Origin of the sequence: Erwinia amylovora (assembly GCF_017161565.1) — a bacterium.
GTDB lineage: Bacteria > Pseudomonadota > Gammaproteobacteria > Enterobacterales > Enterobacteriaceae > Erwinia > Erwinia amylovora.
In genome coordinates this window covers 2,286,209-2,310,259 of record NZ_CP066796.1, presented here as the reverse complement: position 1 = coordinate 2,310,259, position 24,051 = coordinate 2,286,209, and the positions used below count along the sequence as shown (strand labels likewise).

Genomic DNA, 24,051 nt, shown 5'->3' with positions numbered 1-24,051 from the left:
GCGATCATCTGAACATTACCTGCGCCCAGCGTGCCAGGCCGGCGGTCACTGAACCGAAATCATCACCGCTGGTTAGCAGAATATCTGGCAGCTGCTGTTGCAGCGCCGCCCGCAGCACCGGAGATTTGGCGCTGCCGCCGGTCAGGTAAATCACCTCAGGACGGGTGCCGCTGGTGGTCAGCGCCAGCGTCACCTGCTCCTGAATGCGTTCCAGCGGCTGGCTGATAGCCGCTTCTAATCCCGCTGCGCTAATCCCGGTTTCCAGCCCGCTATCGATAAAGTCCAGTGCGGTCAGCACCTGCGGATGCTGCGACAGGGCAATTTTGCTCTCTTCCGCCGAGTGTACCAGCCGGTAGCCGAGCCGCTGTTGCCACACTTTCAGCAGTCGCTGCACTTTGTGCGGATCGGCGGCATCACGGATCAGATCCTGCAACTGCTTGCGCGATGCGGCGGCGTAAAAGTCGCTTTGTGCCGGAACATCGTTGACCGCCACGGCATTCCACCACGGCAGGGCGGGCAGCGCGGTGCCTTTCACTGTTTCCCCACCCAGGCCGAGCAGCGGCATCAGTTCCTTAAACGCCAGCATGATGTCCAGGTCGTTACCGCCAACGCGACAGCCGCTGTGACCCAGCAGGCTGTCCGCACGATTGGCCTTGTCGTGCCACTGCGGCCCCATCAGCAGCATGGAACAGTCGGTGGTGCCGCCGCCGATATCAACCACCAGCACGCGGGTCTCTTTTTTCAGTGTCGCTTCAAAGTCCAGCCCCGCTGCCACCGGTTCGAACTGAAAGACCACGTCCTGAAATCCGGCGCGGCTGGCGGCGCGCGCCAGAATGCCCTCGGCCTGACGGTTGGCCTCATCGCCACCCAGCCCCTGAAAGTTCACCGGGCGACCAATCACCGCCTGGGTGACGCTGTCGTTAAGTGTGTTTTCCGCCGTCTGACGAATATGTAGCATCATGGCGCAGACCAGGTCTTCAAATAAGGCCACCTGCTGTGGCTTTAAACCGCTGGTACCGAGAAAGGATTTAGGCGATTTAACAAACCAGACTTCTTCCGGGTCCTCCATGTACTGTGCCATCGCCGCCAGACCAAATCTGACGCTGCCGGGCAGGACCTCAATATCTTCTTCACGGTTGCCAGCCAGAGCGCGGCGTAGCAGCGCCTGATTCTCTGCCTGTGGAGTTGGCACCTGATGATGACGGAACAGCCATTCACTTACCGCATCGCGGGTTGGTGCACACAGCATTGAAGGTAAATAAGGCGAGTCCTGCTCTAACGGCAGCAGCCTGGGTGCGCCGTTATCCATAATGGCCATTGAGCAGTTTGCCGTTCCGTAATCGAAACCGATAAACATCGTTTCCTCCGCTGAGTGTGAAAAAAAGGGAGGACTTTAGCCTGAGTGTGCAGGCCACGCAAGCAACAGCGGCTTGCGCACGTTCATAACCGCTGACCAACGCGATCAACCGTGCTCAGTAAGAGGTGAGCCGTACGGGTCAAAAGAGGACGGTCTTTGCCGTTGCGCCCGGCGACTGACCAGCCGCGGCCTTGAGGTTGATGGCGGTATCAGTACACGGAAAGCCGACCGCGCCCGCTGTGTTTGGCGTGATAACAGGCGCGGTCAGCCTGGGCCATTAATTCATTGATATTGGCGTTGTCGGCGCTGATTTGCGTCAGTCCGGCACTGGCACCGATGCGGTGCTCACGGCCATCCCACAGGAAAGGATAGGTGTTAACCGCGTCTAACACCGAGCCGATGATTTTGCCGGCCAGCTCTGTCGGGCATGCTGGCATCAGCACACCGAACTCATCGCCTCCCAGGCGCGCAAGGACGTCATCAGCGCGCAGCATCTTCTTCATGACTGCTGAAATTTCACGCAGCAGTCTGTCGCCGGCCGCATGTCCGGCGCTATCGTTGACCGCTTTGAAACGGTCGAGGTCGATAAATACCAGCGCATGTTGCTGCTGTTCAGGGCTGGACTGCACTAACAGCTTCAGCTGATGCTCAAAGCTGGCGCGATTGGGCAGGCGGGTCAGCATATCGTGCGAAGCGCTGTAGCTCAGGCGTCTCATCATTTCTCGCGCCTCGCTAACGTCCTGGATGACCATGACGCTGCCGATACTTTCTCCTTTCAGGGTTTTCAGCGGTGAATGGCTGAAATTAACCGCAAACTGATGACCGGAACGGTTATGCAGCACCAGCTCGGTATCCATGCCGGCTGATTTCTTCAGCTGCGCCAGATCGCAGCTAAGCAAATCCTCCGCTGCCGGGCCATCGCTGCCGTGAGTCAAGCGCAGAATATCGCTTATCGGCTTACCTGAAGCCTGATGTTGCAGCCAGCCGCTCATCTTTTCCGCCACCGGGTTCATAAAGGCAACCCGCATCTTTTCATCGGTGCTGATCACCGCTTCGCCGATGGCATCTAGCGTGATATGCATGCGCTCTTTTTCCTGGTAGAGCGCGTCGGTCAGCAACCGCACGGAGGTGATGTCCTGGTTAACGCCGAGCATGCGCTCAACGCGACCTTTGTCGTCGCATACGGTATTGCACTGGCTGCGGATGTGGCGCACACCATGGTCGGTGACGATGCGAAATTCGATATCGACCGGCACTGCATGCTTGATTGCATTATCGAATCGGGCAATTGCTATTTCCCTGTCGTTGGGGTGCAGGCGCTCTTCCCAGGTTGTAAAGGTCATCGGTGAATCTTTTGGTAGCTGATAAATCTGGAACATGCGCTTATCCCAGCTGATCATACCGCTTTGCAAATCACACTCCCACACGCCAATGCCGCCAGCTTCATTGGCCAGCGTGATGCGTTCCATCAGACGTTTATTGATGTTTTCAGTCTGTTTGAGTTCGCTAATGTCTTCAATTTGCGCGATAAAATAGAGCGGCTGCTGCTCGCTGTCGCGAACCAGCGATACGGCCACCAGCGCCCAGACGATCTCACCATCCTCACGTAAATAGCGTTTTTCCTGACTGTAGGTTTCAATCTCACCGGCCAGCAGCGAGCGGGCCTGGGTTATTCCGGCAGCCAGGTCGTCCGGATGGGTCAGCTGCTGCGCGGTGAGGTTATACAGTTCTTCCGGGGTATAGCCAAAAAATTTAGCCAGCGACTGATTCACTTTTAGCCACTGTCCACCGGTGGACACCAGCGCCATACCAATGGCCGAGTACTCCATGGCGTGGCGAAAGCGGGTCTCGCTTTCTGAAATGTGTTTCCGCTCTTCGCGAAACGAATGCATGACCAGCGTCATCATATGACTGGGGATGAGTGCTAACAGGAACGGTACCCACGGCATGGCAATCAGCTGCTGTAAGCTGGAGGTATCGCGGGTAATCATCTGAAAAGCCAGCATCAACGACATCATTGAAATAGTGGCCAGATAAACAACGAATGCTTCAAAGCGCGGCAGGCGTACCGCGCTGTAAAACAGGATCACCACCACAAAGGTAAATGGCGAAGGGGCATAGCGCAGCGTCAGCCAGCAGAGGGTGAGGGTGGCCATTAACGTCAGCAGGGTTTCAACCAGGATAGTCTGCCGCAGATGACGACGGACATAATCAGTTTGCCACAGCAGGCCGACCGGCCCCAATGCCAGCATGCCAATGGCTTCTGAGAGGGTCCAGGTAGTAAGAAAATGAAGCGTGCTGTTTGCGGCTGGCTGCAATAACCAGTAAGCCATCACTCCCCCGAGCACAGAGATGAAAATGCCCGCCACCACCACCATTTTTAGCCAGCTCAACAACGAGTTAAGCGGGGAGTTTCGGTCCAGCAACCTACGCAGGAGCATTCCCCCTGCCAGCGCCTGTAGCAGATTGACCAGCGGAAAGACCAGGCTGGATAACGAAAAACCGCTGAATAAAACGTTAGCGCATGTTAAGCCAATCACACAACCTGACAGCAGATACGGCAAATCTCGCGTCGGGTGGCGGAACACCACCACGGTCATCAGCGCGGTGGGAAACCACAGCGGTGAAATCTGCCCGATGACTTTAATAAGTTCAAGGCAGTATAAAGTGAGCACGAAGCTCAAACAGGCAAACAGTAGCGCGTTAAGACAGAGCGAGCGCAGTTGCAGCAACGGTCTTGAATTATCTGTCGACATTACTCTCCGGCATGGTGCCTTTTAGGCATAATCTTAAAATCTTGCACCATGCTAGCATAAGAAATAATCGTTACTCAGGCTAATTCCCAATGTCTGTGTTATTCAGGTGATTTAATTGACCCGTACAGGACGCTCAGTGGGCGGGCGCTTGCCGTTTGCTGATCCGAACCCAGTAATTTCTCGCGCGTCCAGGCGTGTTCAATGCCGGCAATCTGCGCAGAAATGTGTTGCAAGAATTGCTGAGTGGTGGCTTTGCGCCCCTCGGTTATCAGCAGCAGGGGGACTATCAGCAGAAGGCACAGTGGCGTCGTGGGGATGGCGTGGAGGCGATTATGGCGCTGGCCGATCAGATAAACGCTGCTCAGAATAAATCCAAGTAACAATCCGCTGATGACTTCACTGTCTGAGTGGTAGTGAAGGACCAAACGTGAAACACCGATGGACAAAGGAATGAAATAGCCGGTGATTATCGCCACCCGGCGCCAGCCAATGCTCAGCCGGGCGCTGATCAACCATAGCATCACTGGCCACAGGGTTGCCGACATGGCACTGTGGCCGCTGAAACCGGTAAAGTTGAAACGGGCGCTGCCGATGCCAAAACCCATGAAGGCGATTTTAGACAGGCTGACCAGCGCGCCGGCGGTGCAGAATGTCAGTAGCCAGTACCAGGGGCTGCGTTTATCTTCACTTTTCCAGAACAGCAACAGTGTGATGATCGTCGCGGTGGGCAGCAGCAACATGCTGTCACCCAAATAGGTGAGAAGGTGTATAAATTGCCAGAACACTCTGATTCCTTATAACTGTTTTCTGTTGCCCAGTTTAGCGGTGAAAGCGATTGCCACCTAAGAGTAAAGTCTGAAAAGACCTGAGGTGCTTTTTTCTGGCATCATAAGGGGTTACTCCCTATAATTGCGGCGCTGTTCCCTTCATATTTCCAGCTGCAGATGCGTTGTCTGCTATCATTTGACCGTTAACTGGCCTGATGAGGCGATGCTGTATCTGGAAATCAACAGGGAATACTTACCCTTTATACTGTCTCGAAATCAGGTCTTTGAAATATGGCTGACAAGTCGCATCAGTGCGTCATCGTAGGTATCGCAGGCGCATCCGCCTCGGGAAAAAGTCTTATTGCCAGTACGCTTTATCGTGAAGTTCGTGAGCGTGTCGGCGATGAAAACATTGGTGTGATCCCCGAGGATGCCTATTATAAAGATCAGAGTCATCTGACCATGGAAGAGCGGGTCAAAACCAATTATGACCATCCCAGCGCGATGGATCACAGCCTGCTTTTACAGCACCTGCAGATGCTGAAAGCAGGCAAGGCTATCGATCTACCGGTTTACAGTTATGTCGAGCATACTCGTACGCAGCAAAGCGTTCGCCTTGAACCGAAGAAGGTGATTATTCTGGAAGGGATCCTGCTATTGACCGATGCCCGCTTGCGTCAGGAGATGAATTTCTCCATCTTTGTTGATACCCCGCTCGATATTTGCCTGATGCGCCGTATGAAGCGTGATGTCAACGAGCGTGGACGGTCGATGGACTCGGTGATGGCGCAGTACCAGAAAACGGTGCGGCCGATGTTCCTGCAATTCATTGAACCCTCTAAGCAATACGCCGATATTATCGTGCCGCGCGGCGGCAAAAATCGTATTGCCATCGATATCCTGAAAGCGAAAATTAATCAGTTCTTCGAATAACCGAAGCGCATGCCGGAGTTCCTGAATGAGACTATGTGACCGCGATATTGAAGCCTGGCTCGACAATGGCAAGTTGAGTATCGATCCGCGCCCGCCTGTTGAGCGCATCAATGGTGCGACCGTTGATGTGCGCCTGGGTAACCAGTTCCGTACTTTCCGCGGCCATACCGCTGCTTTTATCGATTTAAGTGGCCCTAAAGATGAGGTCAGCGCGGCGTTGGATCGCGTGATGAGTGATGAGATTGTCCTGCCGGAAGGGGATGCGTTCTTTCTGCATCCGGGCGAACTGGCGCTGGCGGTTACCTTAGAGTCGGTGACCTTACCGGATAATCTGGTCGGCTGGCTGGACGGGCGCTCGTCACTGGCGCGCCTGGGGCTGATGGTTCACGTTACCGCACACCGTATCGATCCCGGCTGGCAGGGGCGTATCGTCCTGGAGTTCTATAATTCAGGTAAACTGCCGCTGGCGCTGCGCCCCGGCATGCTGATCGGTGCGTTAAGCTTTGAGCCGCTTTCAGGCCCTGCTGCCCGCCCCTACAACAGCCGACTGGATGCCAAGTACAAAGGGCAACAGGGCGCGGTTGCCAGCCGCATCGATAAGGACTAAATGAGCGAAAGGTGCACCTGTAGGTTAAGATTGCAGAAGGTGGCTACCCGGTAAATTCCCGGCGTCGCGCCGGGTGACGCGCAACCGTGCTGGCAGTCAGTGGCAAGATGAAGAGTGAAGGAGCAGGCATGAAAAGGTTTATTACCACACTTGCGATACTACTGGTCGTGGTGGTTGCCGGAATGACCGCGCTGGTGGTGCTGGTGAATCCGAACGATTTTCGCGCCTATATGGTCCGCCAGGTCGAGCAGCGTAGCGGCTATCACCTTGCGCTTAACGGCGAACTGCGTTGGCATGTCTGGCCGCAGCTTAGCATCCTGTCCGGCCCGGTCACCGTGACCGCTCCCGGGGCGCAGCAGCCGGTGGTTAGCGCGGCTAATATGCGTCTTGACGTGGATCTTTTGCCATTATTCTCCCACCAACTTTCGGTGAAACAGGTAATGCTGAAAGGCGCGGTAATACGCCTGACGCCGGACAGCAAAAGCCTTCCCCCTGCTGATGCACCGATCGGGCCAGCCGGCAGTAGGACCTTTTCGCCCTCTGATGATGTTGCGCGTGGCTGGAAATTCGACATTTCCCATTTGCGAATTGCTGATGGCCTGCTGGTGTGGCAGCAGAGCAACGGCGAGCAGATTAATGTACGCGATCTGAATCTGGCGCTTGACCAGACCCAACCGCGTCAGGTGCATATTGAAATCAGTAGCCGCGTTCACCGCGACCAGCGCGAACTGCAGGTAGATTTGAGCAGCGAGCTGGATATTACTGATTACCCGCGGCGGGTAAATGCGATAATTCAGCAACTGGATTATCAGCTAAAGGGGGCCGATTTACCGCCGGCCGGTATTCTGGGTAAGGCGCAGATGAAAGCCAGCTGGGATAGCCTGACCGGACGCTTCAGTCTTGATGAAATCAATCTTAACGCCAATGACAGCCAGCTAAGAGGAACCCTGTCGGGAACGCTGGGGCCGCACCCCGAACTGCTGGCAAATCTGCATGCCGACAGTATCGATCTTGATTCGCTGCTGGGCCTGTCCGGCGCGATAGAGCAAGACGCATCAGCGGCTGAACCGCGTAGCGGCCATGCGCCGGTCATCGCCAGCGTGCCGGTGACGGACAATGTTCACTCCGTTCTCAATGCGCTGGACGGCCAGCTGACGCTGGCAGTGGATCGGCTTCGCTGGCACCAGATGCAGGCGAATCAGGTGTTGCTGCACGCTGCCAGCCGGCAGGGTTTGCTGACCGTGGACACCTTCAAAGGGGTGGGCGAAGGGGGGAGCTTCTCGCTGCCGGGCACCTTGGATACGCGCAGCGCACAGACCAAAGTCACCCTGACCCCGGAGCTGAAGCAGATTGCCATGAGTTCGCTGCTGAAAGGATTTGAGCTGCCGGACGTAGTCAGCGGTTCATTGTCCCTCCGGGGACGTTTTAGTGGGGATGGACTGAACATAGCCGCGTTTAAGCATCAGTGGCAAGGACAGGCTGAACTGAGCCTTGATAACGCGCAGTTTGCCGGGCTAAATCTGATGCAGATGGTTCAGCGCGCGGTAGAGAATAGTAGTGATAAAGTGCGTGGAAAGAGCGACGACGATACGCCAAATCCGCAACATCTGCAGGGAAGCGCTACCCTGCAGAATGGGGTGATTGCTTTCTCACGGCTTGACGCCAGTTCGGCGCTGCTCAACTACAACTCCAGCGGAAGTATCGATCTCATCAATCAACAGCTGGACGTGTTGTTTGGCGTGACGATCACCGGAGGCTGGAGCGGAGACAGCGCGCTGGTGCAGCGTTTGCAGCAACTGTCGGTGCCACTCAGGGTTTACGGGCCGTGGTCGGCTGTCAATTACAACCTGAAAGTGGACCAGCTGCTGCGCCAGCAGGCGCGTGACGAAGCGCGGCATCGCCTGCAAAAATGGGTGAAGCGTAACCCTGACAAGTCTGATAGCAGTGACGTTAAAAAGTTGATCAACGAGCTGTGATGGCGGGCTATCGCCACCACTGATGCAGTGGGGCGGGGCGCATCTTCGGTTTCAAAGCGACCCCTGCAACGGTAACGGAATAATCTGTACCTTCTGTACCCTGTGGCTGGCAACCCGCAGGGTGCGAAACAGATAGCCACTGACCTCTACCTCTTCGCCTTCCGAGGGAACATGCTGCAGATGCTCCATCAATAGTCCCGCCAGCGTATGATAGTCGCGCTTCTCATTGAGCTGTAGCGGCAGGTGCATCACAAGATCTTCCAGCGGCATATGGCCATTTGCGGTCCAGCTGCCATCGTTAAGCTGCTGGATATCATGACGCGGATCGTTTTTTTCACTTTCGTTGGGCAGGTAACCTGCAATGGTTTCCATCACGTCACTGAGCGTGACCACCCCTTCCAGCGAGCCAAACTCATCGACCACAAAAGCAAAGTGGGTGCGAGCGCTTCGGAATTGCTCCAGTGCCGGCAACAGAGGCAGCCTTTCAGGAAAGATCAGCGGCTGGCGCACCAGCTCGCGCAGATCGATGGGGCGATCATGAAGCGCCTGCTTCAGCAGATCGATGACATGCACGACTCCCAGCGGCTCGTCACTGTTTTCGGTTATCAGCAGGCGCGTATGTTGATTAGCATCAAGCTGTGCCAGGATTTTCTCCGCCGACTCGGCCAGATCGATATGCTGAATATCATGGCGGGTGGTCATAATGCTGCTCACGCTACGCTGGCCCATTGCCAGTACGCGCGCGATCATCATACGTTCCTGTTTATTGAAAATGGCCTTACGTCCGCTATGATCTGCCACCAGCGAAGAGGTTTCTGCATCCAGTTCGGCCTGGTCAGGCTGCCCACGTAATAGCCTTAATACCGCATCCGCCGTGCGTTTACGTAACGGATATTGTGCCGAAAGGAACCGACGGCGGTTGAACCGTGCCAGTTGATTAAGTGCTTCAATAATTACAGAGAAGCCAATGGCTGCGTACAGATAGCCTTTTGGAATAGCGTAGCCAAAACCGTCTGCGACCAGACTGAATCCAATCATCAGCAGAAAGCTCAGACACAAAATAATGAGAGTCGGATGATGGTTAACGAAAGCGGTTAACGGCTTGCTGGCTAATATCATCAACGAAATGGCGATAATGACTGCCGCCATCATTACGGCCAGCTGGTCAACCATGCCAACGGCGGTGACGACGGAGTCCAGAGAGAATACGGCGTCAAGCACCACGATTTGCGCGACGACCGGCCAAAAGCGGGCACCGCGCTTTTGCAGGCTATCCTCCTGATCTTTGCCCTCCAGCCGCTCGTTCAGTTCCATCGTAGCCTTAAACAGCAGGAATAAACCACCCAGCAACATAATGATATCGCGAGCGCTGAAAAGATGACCGCTCAGGCTGAATAATGGTGAAGTCAGTGATGACAGCCAGGTGACGCCAGCCAGCAGCAGCAGTCTCATGCCTAATGCCAGTGATAAGCCGGTCATGCGTGCGCGGTCGCGCAGGGCCGGGGGCAGTTTTTCCGCCAAAATGGCAATAAACACCAGGTTATCAATGCCCAATACCAATTCCAGCACCACCAACGTGACCAGGCCAGCCCAAATTGACGGATCGGCAATCCATTCGAACATTATTTCACCTTAATGAGATGGTTGATAAATCCATGATGGGCGGTATGTGTGGACATTTCAACCCGGTGATGGGGACTTTACAGGTTGTGCCAGACTGCTTAGCGGGCAAAAATGGTTACCCTTGCAAAGCTATTTTGATGCGACTTGTCAGAAAAACCCCACTACTTAATTATTCTATAACTGGGATTAATCGCACTTAACTGTATCGCTTAAAGGGGAAACGGGGCGGGATTTTGAAGAAAAATATATTGAGAATAATCTTAATTTTGAGTAGCTAAAACGAGGGGTAGGTGGTAACCGCGCAACATGAAAGTAGTCTTATTCCTAAAAGGGGCAGCACGGGCAGTGAGACTCTTGTAAAGAGACCATTTATAACTAGTATAGCAACATATTAGTTAATGACTGCGTGGAGGTTGTATTTGGCGCAGTGCAGTGGGGAGGAATGATAAATATTGTGAGGCAGCACACAATCCACTGATAAATGTTAACGCCTGGCGTCAGACATGACGGGCTTATAGCAGAAACGGCAACATTTACAGCGCATTGGCAGCTATAAGCCAGGGGCGGTAGCGTGTTCTGATGAGTGAAAAATAGCCCAGAATATACCTGAGAGCCATACAGGTTTAAGTTGCTAATATCGCCCAAACCTCTGGGGGTGATGCCAGTTAAGATGACCTTTTTGTCGGATTCCCTGAATGAGTTCCCTGTGTAATAACGGACGTGGTGCAAGCAACATCCCTCACTCCCGCTTCGAAACCAATAAATCACAGGCTTCCTGAGATAAAATTAAGAGCTAATTATGCGCGAAATTGAATTCACCTTTAAAGGGTTGTTAATCAGATTGTCACTAGCCCTGTCAGATCTCATCTTCTTTAATATAGCCCTGGCGCTGGCCATCGTGCTGATTAATGGCTTTCCAGGTGAAATTCTTACGGGAATTCCGCAACATGAATTAGATTTGAAAATAGCGACACACATTTTACTGTCGGTGATTTGTGTCGGCTGGTTCTGGGTCCGGTTACGGCACTATACTTATCGCAAACCATTCTGGTTTGAGCTGAAAGAAGTCTTCAGAACAATCTTGATATTTTCTATTGTTGACCTCTCGGTCAGTGCGTTATCTAAATGGGAGCTTTCGCGCTGGATCTGGATTTTAACCTGGTTATTGTCCATGGCGATGGTTCCTTTCGGGCGCGCCTGTGTTAAGCGTCTTTTAAATCGAAAAAAGCTTTGGAAGAAGCAGTCTATTATTATCGGCAGTGGGAAGAATGCACAAGAAGCCTGGCAGGCTCTGCAAAGTGAAGAGATGATGGGCTTTGATGTCATTGCCTTTTACGATGTTGACGGCAGCCAGACCGCTCTTGAACTGTTTGGGGTTCCAGTCCTCAAAGAGGAACAGCAGCTGTGGTCACTTGTAGACAGCGACACGCAGTTTATCGTGGCGGTTGAATATGAGCAAAGTCAGTCGCGCGACAGGTGGCTAAAGAATCTGGCTACCCACAATTGCCGTTCGGTTTCGGTGATCCCCTCCTTACGCGGCGTACCGCTTTATGGCACGGATATGGCTTATATCTTTAGCCATGAGGTGATGATCCTGAGGGTCAGTAATAATCTCGCCAAACACAGTTCACGCTTTCTGAAACGTACCTTCGATCTCGTTGGCGCACTGAGCATTATCACCTTGCTTCTACCCGCATTAGTCATATTGATTTTCATGGTCTCACGCGACGGCGGGGCACCCATTTATGGACATGAACGCGTGGGTCGTGACGGTCGCAAATTCAAGTGTCTTAAGTTCCGCTCGATGGTGGTGAATTCCAAAGAGGTGCTGGAAGAGGTGCTGCGTACCGATCCGGTCGCACGCGCTGAATGGGATGAAGACTTCAAGCTGAAAAACGACCCCCGTATTACTCGCATCGGCCATTTTATTCGTAAAACCAGTCTTGATGAACTGCCGCAACTATGGAACGTGGTACGGGGTGAAATGAGTCTGGTCGGGCCGCGACCGGTGATTGAAGCCGAGCTTGAACGCTATGCGGGCGATGTTGATTACTATTTTATGGCTAAGCCGGGCATGACCGGATTGTGGCAGGTCAGCGGGCGTAACGATGTGAGTTATGAAACCCGCGTTTACTTCGATTCATGGTACGTTAAGAACTGGTCACTTTGGAACGATATCGCCATTTTGTTCAAAACGATCGGCGTGGTACTGAAACGTGATGGCGCTTACTAATCAACGAGGGAGCGAAGGATAGTGATAATTATCAAGCCTGATATGATCAACTGACGACTTCCAGGCGCATACAGCGGCGGTCTTGCCACTGTCATTCAAATTACCGATAGCGATGAACCAGATGATTATAATCAAAACTAAATTGATACCTCTGATGGTATCGGCAGCACTCCTTTCCGGCTGTACCATCGTGCCGGGTAACCATCTCTCGACAATGGGCAAAGACGTTGTTGAGCAGCAGGATAGCGATTTTGATATTGATAAATATGTCAATATTTTTCCGCTGACCCCAAGCCTGGTAGAACGCATGAAGCCTAAGCCGGTAGTGGCCCAGGCGAACGCTACGCTGCAACGGGAACTGCAGAACTACGAATATCGTATTGGCGTGGGTGATGTGCTGATGGTAACGGTTTGGGATCATCCGGAACTGACCACCCCAGCGGGTCAATACCGCAGCGCCAGCGATACAGGCAACTGGGTTCACTCTGACGGCACCATCTTCTATCCCTATATTGGCAGAGTGCGGGTTGCCGGTCATACGGTACAAGAGACCCGTGATGAAATTGCCAGTCGGTTGAGCAAATATGTTGAAAGCCCGCAGGTTGATGTCAACGTTGCCTCATTCAAATCGCAAAAAACTTACGTAACTGGCGAAGTGACAACTTCAGGTCAGCAAGCGATCACCAACGTCCCCCTGACTATCCTTGATGCCATTAATGCCGCTGGTGGCCTGACCGCTACCGCAGACTGGCGCAATGTGGTGCTAACGCATGACGGACGCGAACAGCCTGTTTCCCTACAGGCTCTGATGCAGAATGGTGACCTGTCGCAAAATCACCTGTTGTACCCCGGCGATATCCTCTATGTGCCGCGCAACGACGATCTCAAAGTGTTCGTGATGGGGGAAGTTAAGCAGCAGGCGACGCTGAAAATGGACCGCAGCGGCATGACGCTTTCGGAAGCGCTGGGCAGTGCACAGGGGATGGATCAGAGCGTTGCCGATGCCACAGGCGTGTTCGTTATTCGTCCCGTTAAGGGTGCAAACCGCAGTAAAATCGCCAATATCTATCAACTTAATACCAAAGATGCCGCCGCAATGGTGATGGGAACCGAATTCCGCTTAGAACCTTACGACATTGTTTATGTGACTTCGACGCCTCTCACGCGTTGGAACCGTGTGATTTCACAGCTGGTGCCAACCATTAGCGGTGTCTACGATGCTACGCGAAACGTTCAGACTATCCATAAATGGTAAACGGCGGCAGAGTTTATGATCAATTCAATCTTAGTGGTGTGTATCGGTAATATCTGCCGCTCTCCTACGGGTGAGCGGCTGCTTAAGGCCGCATTGCCAGAGAGGAAAATCGCTTCTGCCGGCTTAAAGGCAATGGTAGGAGGATCGGCTGACGAAACTGCCAGCATAGTGGCCAACGAACATGGTGTGTCCCTGCAGGATCATGTAGCTCAACAGCTCACTGCAGATATGTGTCGGGACAGCGATCTTATTCTGGTGATGGAAAAAAAACATATCGACCTTGTATGCCGTATCAACCCTTCAGTACGTGGTAAAACCATGCTGTTTGGACACTGGATCAATCAGCAGGAAATAGCGGACCCCTACAAGAAAAGCCGGGATGCCTTTGAGGCTGTGTATGGAGTTCTTGAAAACGCTGCCCAGAAATGGGTCAACGCATTAAGCCGATAGTTGGGATTTTCCATGAAATCAAAAATTGAGGAACCGTCAGCGAACGGTGGCGAGGCGATCAGATTCGAACTGGCGCACCTTTTGGGACAGCTTCTTGATCATCGCTGGATGATCGTGGCAGTGTCGGTACTGTTTACGCTAATGGGCACGCTTTACAGTTTGTTTGCTACGCCAATTTACAGTGCAGACGCGATGGTGCAGGTTGAGCAAAAGAATGCCAACACGGTACTTAACGACATTTCTCAGATGATGCCGAACGCGCAACCCGCTTCTGCCGCCGAAATAGAAATTATTACCTCGCGTATGGTTCTGGGCAAAACGGTGGCCGATCTGGGCCTTGATGTGCTGGTACAGCAGGACCATTTCCCGCTGATAGGCGCTGGCCTGTCGCGCATTATAGGACAAAAAGCGCAACAGATAGCTGTTTCACGTCTTAAAGTGCCCACTCTGTGGGATAAGCGTGAGCTTAGCGTAGAAGTAGACGGGCCGGATAGTTACACCGTCAGTAAAGATGGCAATGAGCTATTTAAAGGGAAAGTCGGTCAGTTCGAGCAGCATGGTGATGTGACTATGCTGGTTAATAGTATCGAGGCTGATGCGGGTACCCGTTTTACCGTCAGCAAACTGAACAACTTGCAGGCTATTAAGATGATCAGCAACAATCTGGTTGTGGCTGATATGGGTAAAGATACCGGCGTTTTAGGGCTGACCTATAGCGGTGAGGATCCGGTGCAGATAAGCCGGGTACTGGACCAGGTGATTAACAACTATCTGTACCAGAACATCGCACGCAAATCCGAAGAAGCCGAAAAAAGCATTCAGTTTCTTGCTCAACAACTGCCGGATGTACGCGCCAAGTTGGATCAGGCTGAAGATAAACTCAACGTTTTCCGCCGTAAGCATGATTCGGTCGACATGTCACTGGAAGCAAAATCTGCCCTTGATTCTTCGGTCAGCATTCAGACACAGCTGAACGCGTTAACCTTCCGGGAAGCAGAAGTCTCACAGTTGTTCAAAAAGGATCACCCGACCTATCGCGCCTTGTTGGAAAAACGGCAAACGCTGGATGAACAGCAGAAACAGCTGAATGGCAAGATCAGCCAGATGCCGCAAACCCAGCAGGAGATTGTTCGTCTGACGCGTGATGTGCAGGCGGGGCAGGAGATATATATGCAGCTGCTGAATCGTCAGCAGGAGCTAAATATTAGTAAGGCCAGCACCGTAGGTGATGTACGAATCATCGATCATGCGGAAACCGCCGCAAAACCAGTTGCACCGAAAAGTATATTGATCGTCGCCGGCAGTTTGATCTTGGGGCTGGTCGTGTCGGTTGGATTAGTCCTGATGAAGGCGCTGTTCCATCACGGTATTGATAATCCTGAGCAGCTGGAAGAGCTGGGATTGAACGTCTACGCCAGCGTGCCGCTTTCGGAATGGCAGCGTAAGAAAGATCAGGAAACGCTGCTGAAACGCAAACTGGACGCGAGAACTGACCCGCATAACAGGCTGCTGGCGTTAGGCAATCCTACTGACCTGTCAATTGAAGCGATCCGCAGTCTGCGCACCAGTTTACATTTTGCAATGATGGACGCGCAAAATAACATTCTGATGATCACCGGTGCCAGTCCGGGGATTGGTAAGACCTTTGTCTGCGCCAACCTGGCGACGCTGGTGGCGAAAACCGGCGAGAAAGTGCTGTTTATTGATGGTGACATGCGACGTGGCTATACGCACGAGTTGCTCGGCGCGGAAAGCAAAACCGGCTTGTCAGACATTCTGTCCGGTAAACTCCCCTTCAATACTGATTTGGTGCAGCGTGGAGATTACGGTTTTGATTTTATCGCACGGGGTCAGGTACCGCCCAATCCATCTGAACTGTTGATGAACAGCCGCATGAAAGAGTTGGTTCACTGGGCCAGCCAAAATTACGACCTGGTGCTGATTGATACACCACCGATTCTGGCCGTTACCGACGCCTCTATTATTGGCAAGCTGGCGGGCACTTCACTGATGGTGGCGCGCTTTGAAACCAATACCGTCAAGGAAGTTGAAATCAGTTACAAACGCTTTATTCAGAACGGCATCGATATTAAAGGCATTATCCTCAATGCCGTAGTGCGTAAGTCAGCCAATAACTATGGTTATGGTTATGACTATTACGACTACAGCTACCAGCAGGGTGAGAAAAGCTAGCTGCCGTGCGGAACCTTTTGACACCCGTCGAAAGGTTCCCTGATGCCGGCTAGTATGAGTTTGTGAATGTTTAATAAGGTGCCTGGTAATGAAGGACATTTCCTTTTCGGTTGTCATACCTGCATATAATGCATCAGAATCAATTATCACCACGCTTGATTGTCTGAACGAACAAAGCTATAAAAATTTTGACGTCATTATTGTCGATGACAAATCTGCCGATGCGCAAAAACTGGCAGAAGTTGTGAGCAGTGAACGCTACAGCGGACTAAAAATCAATTTAGTACTCTCTGAGACAAAACTGAACGGTGCGGGGGCCAGAAACCGCGGTATCGACCTGGCAACCGGGGACTACGTCTGTTTTCTCGACGCCGACGATGAATGGCATAAAGACAAGCTACAACAGAATTTGAGCCTGATTGAACGGCTGGAAGGGCAGGGCGATCGGCGCTTTATTATTTATAGTCAGGTCAATATTATTCAGGATGGCAGCTTCCTCAAAGTCATGCCATTAAAGCCGGTCGGTGAACATGAATCAATAGCCGAATATCTTTTTGGCTGCTACGGGTTTATCCAGACCAGTACCATCGTGCTGAAGCGTGAAGATGCGGCTGAAATCCGTTTTGATGAAAGATACATCCGCCATCAGGATTACGATTTATGCATCCGTGCCGACAAGCTGGGCTTTAAGTTTGTCATGATTGCTCAGCCGCTGGCTAATTATCATATGGTGACTCGATTTGGTTCGCAGCATAAAGGTGAATCGGTTAAGTATTCTCTGTTCTGGCTGGACGCAATGAAGCCGCATCTCACCAGACGCGACGTTTATACCTACAAAGCCTATAAATTACCGCTGCGTTATAAGATGGATGGTAAATCATTGCAGGCCAGCCTTAGCTTTGCCCGCTACTTTTTCTTGACCAATAAAGATAACCGCAATGACTTCCTTAAGCGCCTGATGAATAAATTACGGACGCGTTTAACAGGAAAGTAGCGGTCGAGCAGAATAATAACGGGTAAATATATGGCTATATATTGGATAGTTAGCTACAGTATTCTCGTTTTTTGCTTTTTTGAACTGGCGATGATTAATCAGGCCAGCGAAGCTAAAACGAAAATTTTGATTAACTACTTTTTCCTGATAGGGGTATTTGCGCTAATTTTATTCGCCGGTATACGCGGGCCAGATTCTGGCATGGATGATTCACAGTATGTGGGATTTTTCCATGATTTTTCCCGTCAAACTGGCATGACTGGTTATCAGGCGGTAGCGAACATCTACCGCTATGAGAATTTTTTCATGGTGCTGGCCTGGGTGGCCTCGTGTTTCACCCATGAGAGCTACTTCTTCCTGTTGTTTATCAGTTTTATCGCCGTGTCGACCAATGCCTGGGTTTATAAAAAATATTCCCCGTTGATCTTGTGCTCGCTGTGTCTCTATTCGGCGCACCTGTTTATCAACAAGGATATGAATCAAATCCGTTTCGGGTTATGCAGTGCCTTTGCCATTGCCTTCATATGCAGTTTGGTGGCGCGTAATTATCTACTGGCTTTACTTTTTATCGTATTAAGTACCCAGTCTCATTCCACCGGCTACACCATCGTGATGATTATCCCTTTCTTTTTTATTCGGGAGCGTAAGTACCTGCCGCTGGTACTGGTCATTGCATCGATACCGTTAGGTATAATTGGTGGTAAAAAGCTCTTTCTGGACTCTCTCGGGATCGTCCCGGTACTGGGAGAACGTGCTGCAAGTTATAGCGGAACCAATTTTGACACAACTTCCCCGGTATTCGGCCTGGCGAACCTGAAGAATATTGCATTCATTGGCGCGTTTACACTTTATTATTTCCGTAAGGGAATTATGAAGGAAGACCGTTTTGTCTATATACTTCTCATAGCTTACAGCATAGGCGCTGCGGTACGCATCACCTTCTCCGATTTCAGTATTTTCGGTGGCAGGGTTGGTAATCTATTTCTCCATACGGAACCCCTGTTATTTGCATTCCTGATGCTACGCATACGTAATTTGTTGCTGAACTTCTTTATGTTGTTTTCCATTACCACTTATTATCTTGCTTACAACACGATACTTTCAGCTCAGTCTATTATGGGTTACAGCGTTGCGCCATTATTCAGGATATTTAGCTGACTGGATAAAATGTCGTGGATGGATCAGAAATAAACATTAACAGCCGGGTGCAAATTCACTGATTGCTTGCCCGGCACTGATCTTATCTGTGCTAATTTTACAGTGCCCAGAGCTGACAAGTCATTAACCTGCATACAGGCTGAAATTTTTAACAGGATGCTTCACATGTACAAGTTGTTAATCCTTATTGATGGAATTTCCAACAGTGGTGGGACGGACAGGGTTGCCAGCACCTTGTCGAGTTTATTAAGTAATCATAATTATGACGTAACCCTGTACTCGTTGAATTCAGGTGAACCTTACTACCCTGTCGATAATAAAGTCTCTATCCGCCAGCCAAAATCTTCGATGCGTCTGTTCAAGCTGTTTGAGTTTATCCGTTATGCAAAAAATACTCGTCCTGATGGCGTGATGATCATTTCTATGGGTAAACTTTCTGTACAGGCGCTGCTGTTGTCGAAGTTATTCCGTGTTAAATCCAGACTGATTTGTTGCGATCACGTTTCAATAGAAACGTTTAGCGCCGCTGTGCGTAAGCTAAAGGTATTCTGTTATGGCCTGGCGGAAAAGGTGGTGGTACTGACCCAGCATGATAAAAATTATCTTACCTCGGCCTTTTCGCTAAAAAATGTATATGTCGTCGGGAACATCTCACCCTTCCACCACGAAAACAGCCTCAATCGCTTTGATGATGTTTTCGCCCGGAAGCAGAACAGAGTGCTGGCCGTAGGGCGCCTGACATACCAAAAAAACTTTGGCCGACTGCTTGATATCTGGAAAAACGTTCACAAACAGGGATGGAAGTTACTTATTGTAGGCGATGGTGAAGAGAAAGCAGAACTACTTGAAAAAATCAAAAAATATCATCTGGAAGAAAGTGCAGAGATCGTCAGCCCCAGTAAGAAAATTAGCGAATATTACCGTTCGTCCGGGGTCATCGCTATGACATCACGCTACGAAGGTTTACCAATGGTGTTAATCGAAGCGAAGAATTATGCCTTACCTGCAATAGCTTTTGATTGTAAAACAGGGCCTGCAGAAATCATCAAAGATGATGGCTATGTCGTCGATTACCAAAGTAACGAGCTATTTACCGCTCAGTTGAATCAGCTTATTGCGAGTGAACAACTTCGAAAAAATTTCGCTCAAGCCGCCTGGCAAAATTCTGCTGACTACGGGCCTGAGCTAATTTTAAAGAAATGGAATGATATCCTGAACTAAAAAGAAGGTGATATGTTTTCAGTCCTTATTTCACTCTATAATAAAGAGAAGCCAGAGAATCTGGAACAGTGCCTTGAGAGCTTGCATCAACAAACGCTGAATGCTGATGAAATTGTCTTAGTTTATGATGGTCCGGTCAGTGAATCGCTGAAAGCCGTTGCCACCAGGTGGGCAAATTTATTGCCGTTGGTTATTGTGCCACTGGAAAAAAACCTGGGTCTCGGTAAAGCACTAAATGCCGGTCTCGAACGCTGTACGCATAATGTTGTGGCACGTATGGACACAGATGATATCTGTTTGCCTGAGCGCTTTGAGAAACAAATTTCATATATGGAATCACATCCTGAAGTGGTTTTATCAGGTGCCGCAGTTATCGAATTCGATGAGCATGGCAAAGAGCGGCTGAAGCGTTTGCCACTCAGCAATAACGATATCCATCAATTTGCCAGAATGAAAAACCCTTTCAACCATATGTGTGTCGTCTTCCGCAAGGATAAGGTCATTTCCGCAGGCAGCTATCAGCATCATCTGTATATGGAAGATTATAACCTTTGGCTGCGCATAATGTCGCTGGGTCACCCGGTGGCTAATCTCCCTGATGTGTTGATGAAGGTCAGGGCAGGTAGCGATATGGTAAACAAAAGGCGTGGATGGAATTACATCAAAAGTGAAGTTCAGCTGTATCGCCTGAAATTAGCACTTAAGCAAACGGGCTTTATCCGGGGTACGCTTTATTTTTGATCCGCACCATGACACGGTTGATGCCGGTAAAAGTTATGCAGTTTCTTTACGAGAAAGATCGTAAAGGATAATACAAGAATCATTATTCTACATATGAACTGATAATCCTTCTGGGTGAATGAGCAATGAAAACTTTGACTTAATCACGGGACCTTTTATGAAACGCAGAGAATTAATCCGAACCGCATTTTCAACTATCGTGGCAACAGCGGCGCTAAGTTCTGTTTCTGCACGGGCGCGAAGTGAAGATCTGCATGGCCTGACGTTAAAAAAAGTGCCGCCAGATGCCATTCCTAAGAATGACGTGCCGATATTTTCCCCGGATGACGTCTTTACTATGCCAGAACAATTCTGGCGTGATTTTAAGGGCAAACTCTATATTGGCAAAGCGGGTACCGATCCAACACTGCCGCAGAATCTGATTGATGTGTTTGTAAAAAATGCCAATGGCGGCACCGCTTTACTCAGCCAACCTATTGATCTGAACAGCGAGACGTTGAAAACCTTCGTTGCGGCTAAGGGGGCTTTGTGGTCAGCAAGCGAATACTCAATGGCGCTGCATAATGATAATGACGAACAGATTTTCTACGTTCCTGACGTGAAAAACAACGGCGTTTCAGAGTTCAGCCGCCGACTCTCTCAACCAGGGGGTTACCAGCTGATTGGCGAGATTTCCTCTTTTGCGTCGCTGCGTCAGACCCGTCCCCTGTTCTCCGGGGCTAAAGTACGTCTTAAAGGCTGGCATGATGGCACGGAAGTCGGTGGCGGAGCTTTTGTCGGCGAAATGACGCCGTCAGAAGATGACGGCGGCTATATTGCTTCTTCAGGTCAGGATTTCCACTGGCGGCGCGTAAGCGATGATATGAATCGTATTACTCTGTTCGATTTTGGCGCCGTGGCTGATGGCAAAAAGGACTGCCTGCCAGCCGTGATGGCCATGTATCACTGGGCTCAGAATAATAACCAAAAGCTATCGATCCAATTTCCAGCCGGGCGCTTCTTCATTTCATCATTCGATATTTCTGCTAAGTATATTCGTTTTCTGCGCCTGGCAGGTGCACCGGTGAATTTTGGCTATTTTCCTGCGACCACGCTGGTGTCAGACGGGAAATCAGAATTTCTGTTCAAGGTTAATGCCCGCTGGGTTGAGCTAAGTAATATCAGTTTTGAAGGTCAGATCGAACATTCGCCGAACGGTCAGGGATTTTTCCATAATATTTGCCCGGCCGGGCAATATTTTCGCGGATCCTGTCTGCGCTTTACCGGCGTCGGTGGTGTATCGCTTAGCCTGATCGATACGCTCGATTGCAAGATCGATCAATGGTATGCCAGTAAATGTACCGGAGATGTTATCCGCGGCTCATGGTCATTCACTAAAAAAGGCAACTGGGATCATAATACTGCCATTGAGTTATCCAATTTCAACGTGCAGCACTGTCGTCAGGGTAAAGTGCTTAATTTACCGCGCTGCACGCAGTCTATTATCCATAATGGCTGGATTGAGCATTCCGAATTTCCAGGAGATCTCTCCAACGGCCAGTGGATTGTTGATGCCTTGAGTCTTGAAGGCTGTAAGAATCCACTGATAGCGCACTGCTCGCGGCTAAACATGCGTCAGACCAATTTGCAGTCCGGCAGCTGGATTGATAATTCACTGGCCAATGATGAGTGGTTAAGTTCTTTTGAACGTGGCTCAACGCGCGTGGAGTCGTATGGCATCGCCGTTGATGGCAGCATGAAATACAACTACCTGACTTCCCGTTTCCGTATAGAAAACCACAGTTCTCAAGAAAAGTGGTATGAGCTGGGCAATATTCATACCCCCGATGTCGGAGACAGCTGGGAAATCGAAGTCTTTGGTCAGTCACAGTTCAGTAATGGCTCCGGAACTAAGGCATTAATGAGCGTGACTGACGATCGCCATACCGGCGGTAAGGCGATCATTAATCTGCAACGCAAAATACATGGCTTTGAAGCCAGCTGGAGCGTTGAGGGCAGCAGCCCGATCAACGACGTGGTGTATACCACTTCGAACGATAGCGACACGCGTGTATTTGTTAAACTCGCGCAGTGGTTAGGCTCTGCAGGCGTGATGATTAAAACCACCGCCAAGGATCGCTTCGTAACGGGACATTGTGCACGTTTTGACAGCCGGATGGTGCATTCCGAACCGCCAAAAGGGGAGAAAGTGCATTCCGCCGTCCGCCGTTTCTCTTTACATAACGGATTGGCAGGCATCGGTGCGAACGAGCAGGGCGATTTACTGGTCGAATCGCGACATATTGACGCCGCAAAGGTCGAAACCTCCCGGGCCGAAGGTTACATTTCGCTGGTAATCAATGGCCAGCAGGTGGCTGTACCCTATTTCGCACTTAAACAGAATAGCTGATGACTGGCGGGATCATTCCCTGATGTTGTCGGGTATATCAGCAATGCGTTACGCGCTGGCTCATCCGTTTTTTCGGATAACTCCATGCAGCTATTGGTTTATTATCGCAAAAAATAATTTCTAAGATTACAAAAAACCGTGGGGTGTTATGAAGATTTTGTTAGTTGGCAATCACACATGCGGGAACCGTGGTGATGGTGCTATTTTGCGCGGAATTATTGATTCGCTTCACCTCGAAAGAACCGATCTTGATATTGATATTATCAGTCGCTTTCCCACCAGCTCCAGCTATTTACTGCAACAGAATATTTTGCCGGATGAGCTGTTCCTTGAAACTAAAAAGTCGAACAGTCTGGTCGCTAAAGTTAAGCGTCGTCTGATGCCGAAAATTATGATGGCGCATATCAGGGGCAGCGGTTTTTTTAAAAACCTGGCCGTACCGGAATATTTGCAGCAGTTTACCGATAAATTAAAACAGTATGACGCAGTCATTCAGGTAGGCGGTTCATTTTTCGTCGACCTGTACGGGCCATTGCAGTTTGAGCACTCGCTTTGTGCCCTGCTGGCAAAGAAACCCGTCTATATGATCGGTCACAGCGTTGGACCTTTCCAAAAGGAAAGGTTTAATCAGATCGCTAATTTTGTTTTCTCCCGTGTAAACAGCCTGGTACTGCGCGAAAGCGTCAGTTTGGAAATGATGGAAAAGGCGGGGATCACCACGCAAAAAGTGATCCCGGGGGCTGACACCGCCTTTCTGGTACGTACACGCACGCTGGATGCACCTGGTCACAACCTGATCCATTGGCAGAACCAGATAGCCGCATCAAAAACCATTGCCATTACCGTCCGTGAACTGGCTCCGTTCGACAAACGCCTGGGCGTCACGCAGCAGGAATATGAAATGGCGTTCGGTAAGGTGATTAATGCCATGATTGAGAGGGGGTATCAGGTTGTTGCCCTGTCTACCTGCACCGGTATTGATAGCTATCACAGAGATGACCGCATGGTGGCAATTACCCTGGGTGACTATGTGCAACAGAAAGACAAGTACCGCGTCGTCATGGATGAATTCAACGATCTTGAGTTAGGGATCCTGTTGGCTGGATGTCACCTGACCATTGGCACGCGTTTACACTCGGCAATCATTTCCATGAACTTTGGCACCCCGGCGGTGGCGATCAACTACGAACACAAATCTTTGGGGGTGATGAAACAGCTTGGTCTGCCCGAAATGGCAAGTGACGTACAAAGCCTGATGGATGGCAGCATCATTGCCAAGGTGAACGGCGTGCTGGATAACTACGAGGAGATAGAGCAGCAGGTTGCACGGGCGGTCGAGCAGGAAAGGATCCTTGGCAACAAAATTACTGCAGACGTGCTCAAAAGCATAGGGTGATC

The 24,051-nt window shown here is 50.7% G+C and carries 17 protein-coding genes; 13 read left to right on the top strand and 4 right to left on the bottom strand.

Going from position 1 to position 24,051, the window contains the following annotated elements; genetic code table 11:
* Positions 1 to 4: 4 nt before the first annotated feature.
* From yegD to JGC47_RS10715, 3 genes are all read right to left on the bottom strand, one after another.
* Positions 5 to 1,357 (bottom strand): molecular chaperone, encoded by a 1,353-nt coding sequence (gene yegD, locus JGC47_RS10725; RefSeq protein ID WP_004158344.1) that lies wholly within the window; start codon positions 1,355 to 1,357, stop codon positions 5 to 7.
* A 209-nt stretch (positions 1,358 to 1,566) separates the two neighbouring features.
* Positions 1,567 to 4,113 carry a diguanylate cyclase gene (locus tag JGC47_RS10720; RefSeq protein ID WP_004158343.1) on the bottom strand — a complete coding sequence of 849 codons (2,547 nt, stop codon included), beginning with the start codon at positions 4,111 to 4,113 and terminating at the stop codon, positions 1,567 to 1,569.
* 98 nt (positions 4,114 to 4,211) lie between these two features.
* Positions 4,212 to 4,898, bottom strand: a complete 687-nt coding sequence (locus tag JGC47_RS10715; protein ID WP_004158341.1) for a phosphatase PAP2 family protein — start codon at positions 4,896 to 4,898, stop codon at positions 4,212 to 4,214.
* A gap of 273 nt (positions 4,899 to 5,171) precedes the next feature.
* Here JGC47_RS10715 and udk point away from each other — a divergent pair, with 273 nt between their 5' ends.
* The 3 genes from udk to asmA all read left to right on the top strand — a co-directional run bounded on the left by udk (position 5,172) and on the right by asmA (position 8,396).
* Positions 5,172 to 5,813 (top strand): uridine kinase, encoded by a 642-nt coding sequence (gene udk / locus JGC47_RS10710; RefSeq protein WP_004158338.1) that lies wholly within the window; start codon positions 5,172 to 5,174, stop codon positions 5,811 to 5,813.
* Positions 5,814 to 5,838: 25 nt separating this feature from the next.
* On the top strand, positions 5,839 to 6,420 hold the full coding sequence (gene dcd, locus JGC47_RS10705; protein ID WP_004158337.1) for a dCTP deaminase: 582 nt from the start codon (positions 5,839 to 5,841) through the stop codon (positions 6,418 to 6,420).
* 128 nt (positions 6,421 to 6,548) lie between these two features.
* Positions 6,549 to 8,396 (top strand): outer membrane assembly protein AsmA, encoded by a 1,848-nt coding sequence (gene asmA / locus JGC47_RS10700; protein WP_004158335.1) that lies wholly within the window; start codon positions 6,549 to 6,551, stop codon positions 8,394 to 8,396.
* 51 nt (positions 8,397 to 8,447) lie between these two features.
* Here asmA and JGC47_RS10695 read toward each other — a convergent pair whose 3' ends face one another.
* Positions 8,448 to 10,019, bottom strand: coding sequence for a TerC family protein (locus JGC47_RS10695; protein ID WP_004158334.1), 1,572 nt, complete (start codon positions 10,017 to 10,019; stop codon positions 8,448 to 8,450).
* Positions 10,020 to 10,818: 799 nt separating this feature from the next.
* On the opposite strand from JGC47_RS10695, the gene wbaP reads away from it, so the two are divergent.
* The 10 genes from wbaP (at position 10,819) to wcaK (ending at position 24,049) form a co-directional block, all read left to right on the top strand.
* A complete protein-coding gene (wbaP, locus tag JGC47_RS10690; protein ID WP_004158333.1) occupies positions 10,819 to 12,252 on the top strand; it encodes an undecaprenyl-phosphate galactose phosphotransferase WbaP in 1,434 nt (477 codons plus the stop codon).
* Between the two features lie 121 nt (positions 12,253 to 12,373).
* A complete protein-coding gene (locus JGC47_RS10685; RefSeq protein WP_169799810.1) occupies positions 12,374 to 13,507 on the top strand; it encodes a polysaccharide export protein in 1,134 nt (377 codons plus the stop codon).
* 15 nt (positions 13,508 to 13,522) lie between these two features.
* Positions 13,523 to 13,957 (top strand): protein-tyrosine-phosphatase, encoded by a 435-nt coding sequence (locus JGC47_RS10680; RefSeq protein WP_004158327.1) that lies wholly within the window; start codon positions 13,523 to 13,525, stop codon positions 13,955 to 13,957.
* Between the two features lie 12 nt (positions 13,958 to 13,969).
* Positions 13,970 to 16,150, top strand: a complete 2,181-nt coding sequence (locus tag JGC47_RS10675; RefSeq protein ID WP_004158326.1) for a polysaccharide biosynthesis tyrosine autokinase — start codon at positions 13,970 to 13,972, stop codon at positions 16,148 to 16,150.
* 88 nt (positions 16,151 to 16,238) lie between these two features.
* Positions 16,239 to 17,144 carry a glycosyltransferase family 2 protein gene (locus JGC47_RS10670; protein WP_004158325.1) on the top strand — a complete coding sequence of 302 codons (906 nt, stop codon included), beginning with the start codon at positions 16,239 to 16,241 and terminating at the stop codon, positions 17,142 to 17,144.
* A 30-nt stretch (positions 17,145 to 17,174) separates the two neighbouring features.
* Positions 17,175 to 18,302: an EpsG family protein gene (locus JGC47_RS10665; protein ID WP_004158324.1), complete on the top strand. Its 1,128-nt coding sequence runs from the start codon at positions 17,175 to 17,177 to the stop codon at positions 18,300 to 18,302.
* 165 nt (positions 18,303 to 18,467) lie between these two features.
* Positions 18,468 to 19,523 (top strand): glycosyltransferase family 4 protein, encoded by a 1,056-nt coding sequence (locus JGC47_RS10660; RefSeq protein WP_004158320.1) that lies wholly within the window; start codon positions 18,468 to 18,470, stop codon positions 19,521 to 19,523.
* A 12-nt stretch (positions 19,524 to 19,535) separates the two neighbouring features.
* The gene (locus JGC47_RS10655; protein WP_241097881.1) at positions 19,536 to 20,264 is read left to right on the top strand and encodes a glycosyltransferase family 2 protein; all 729 of its coding nucleotides are present in this window, start codon (positions 19,536 to 19,538) and stop codon (positions 20,262 to 20,264) included.
* 157 nt (positions 20,265 to 20,421) lie between these two features.
* The gene (locus JGC47_RS10650) at positions 20,422 to 22,653 is read left to right on the top strand and encodes a phage tailspike protein (RefSeq protein WP_004162445.1); all 2,232 of its coding nucleotides are present in this window, start codon (positions 20,422 to 20,424) and stop codon (positions 22,651 to 22,653) included.
* A 148-nt stretch (positions 22,654 to 22,801) separates the two neighbouring features.
* The gene (gene wcaK, locus JGC47_RS10645) at positions 22,802 to 24,049 is read left to right on the top strand and encodes a colanic acid biosynthesis pyruvyl transferase WcaK (RefSeq protein ID WP_004158314.1); all 1,248 of its coding nucleotides are present in this window, start codon (positions 22,802 to 22,804) and stop codon (positions 24,047 to 24,049) included.
* The last annotated feature ends 2 nt before the right edge of the window (positions 24,050 to 24,051 follow it).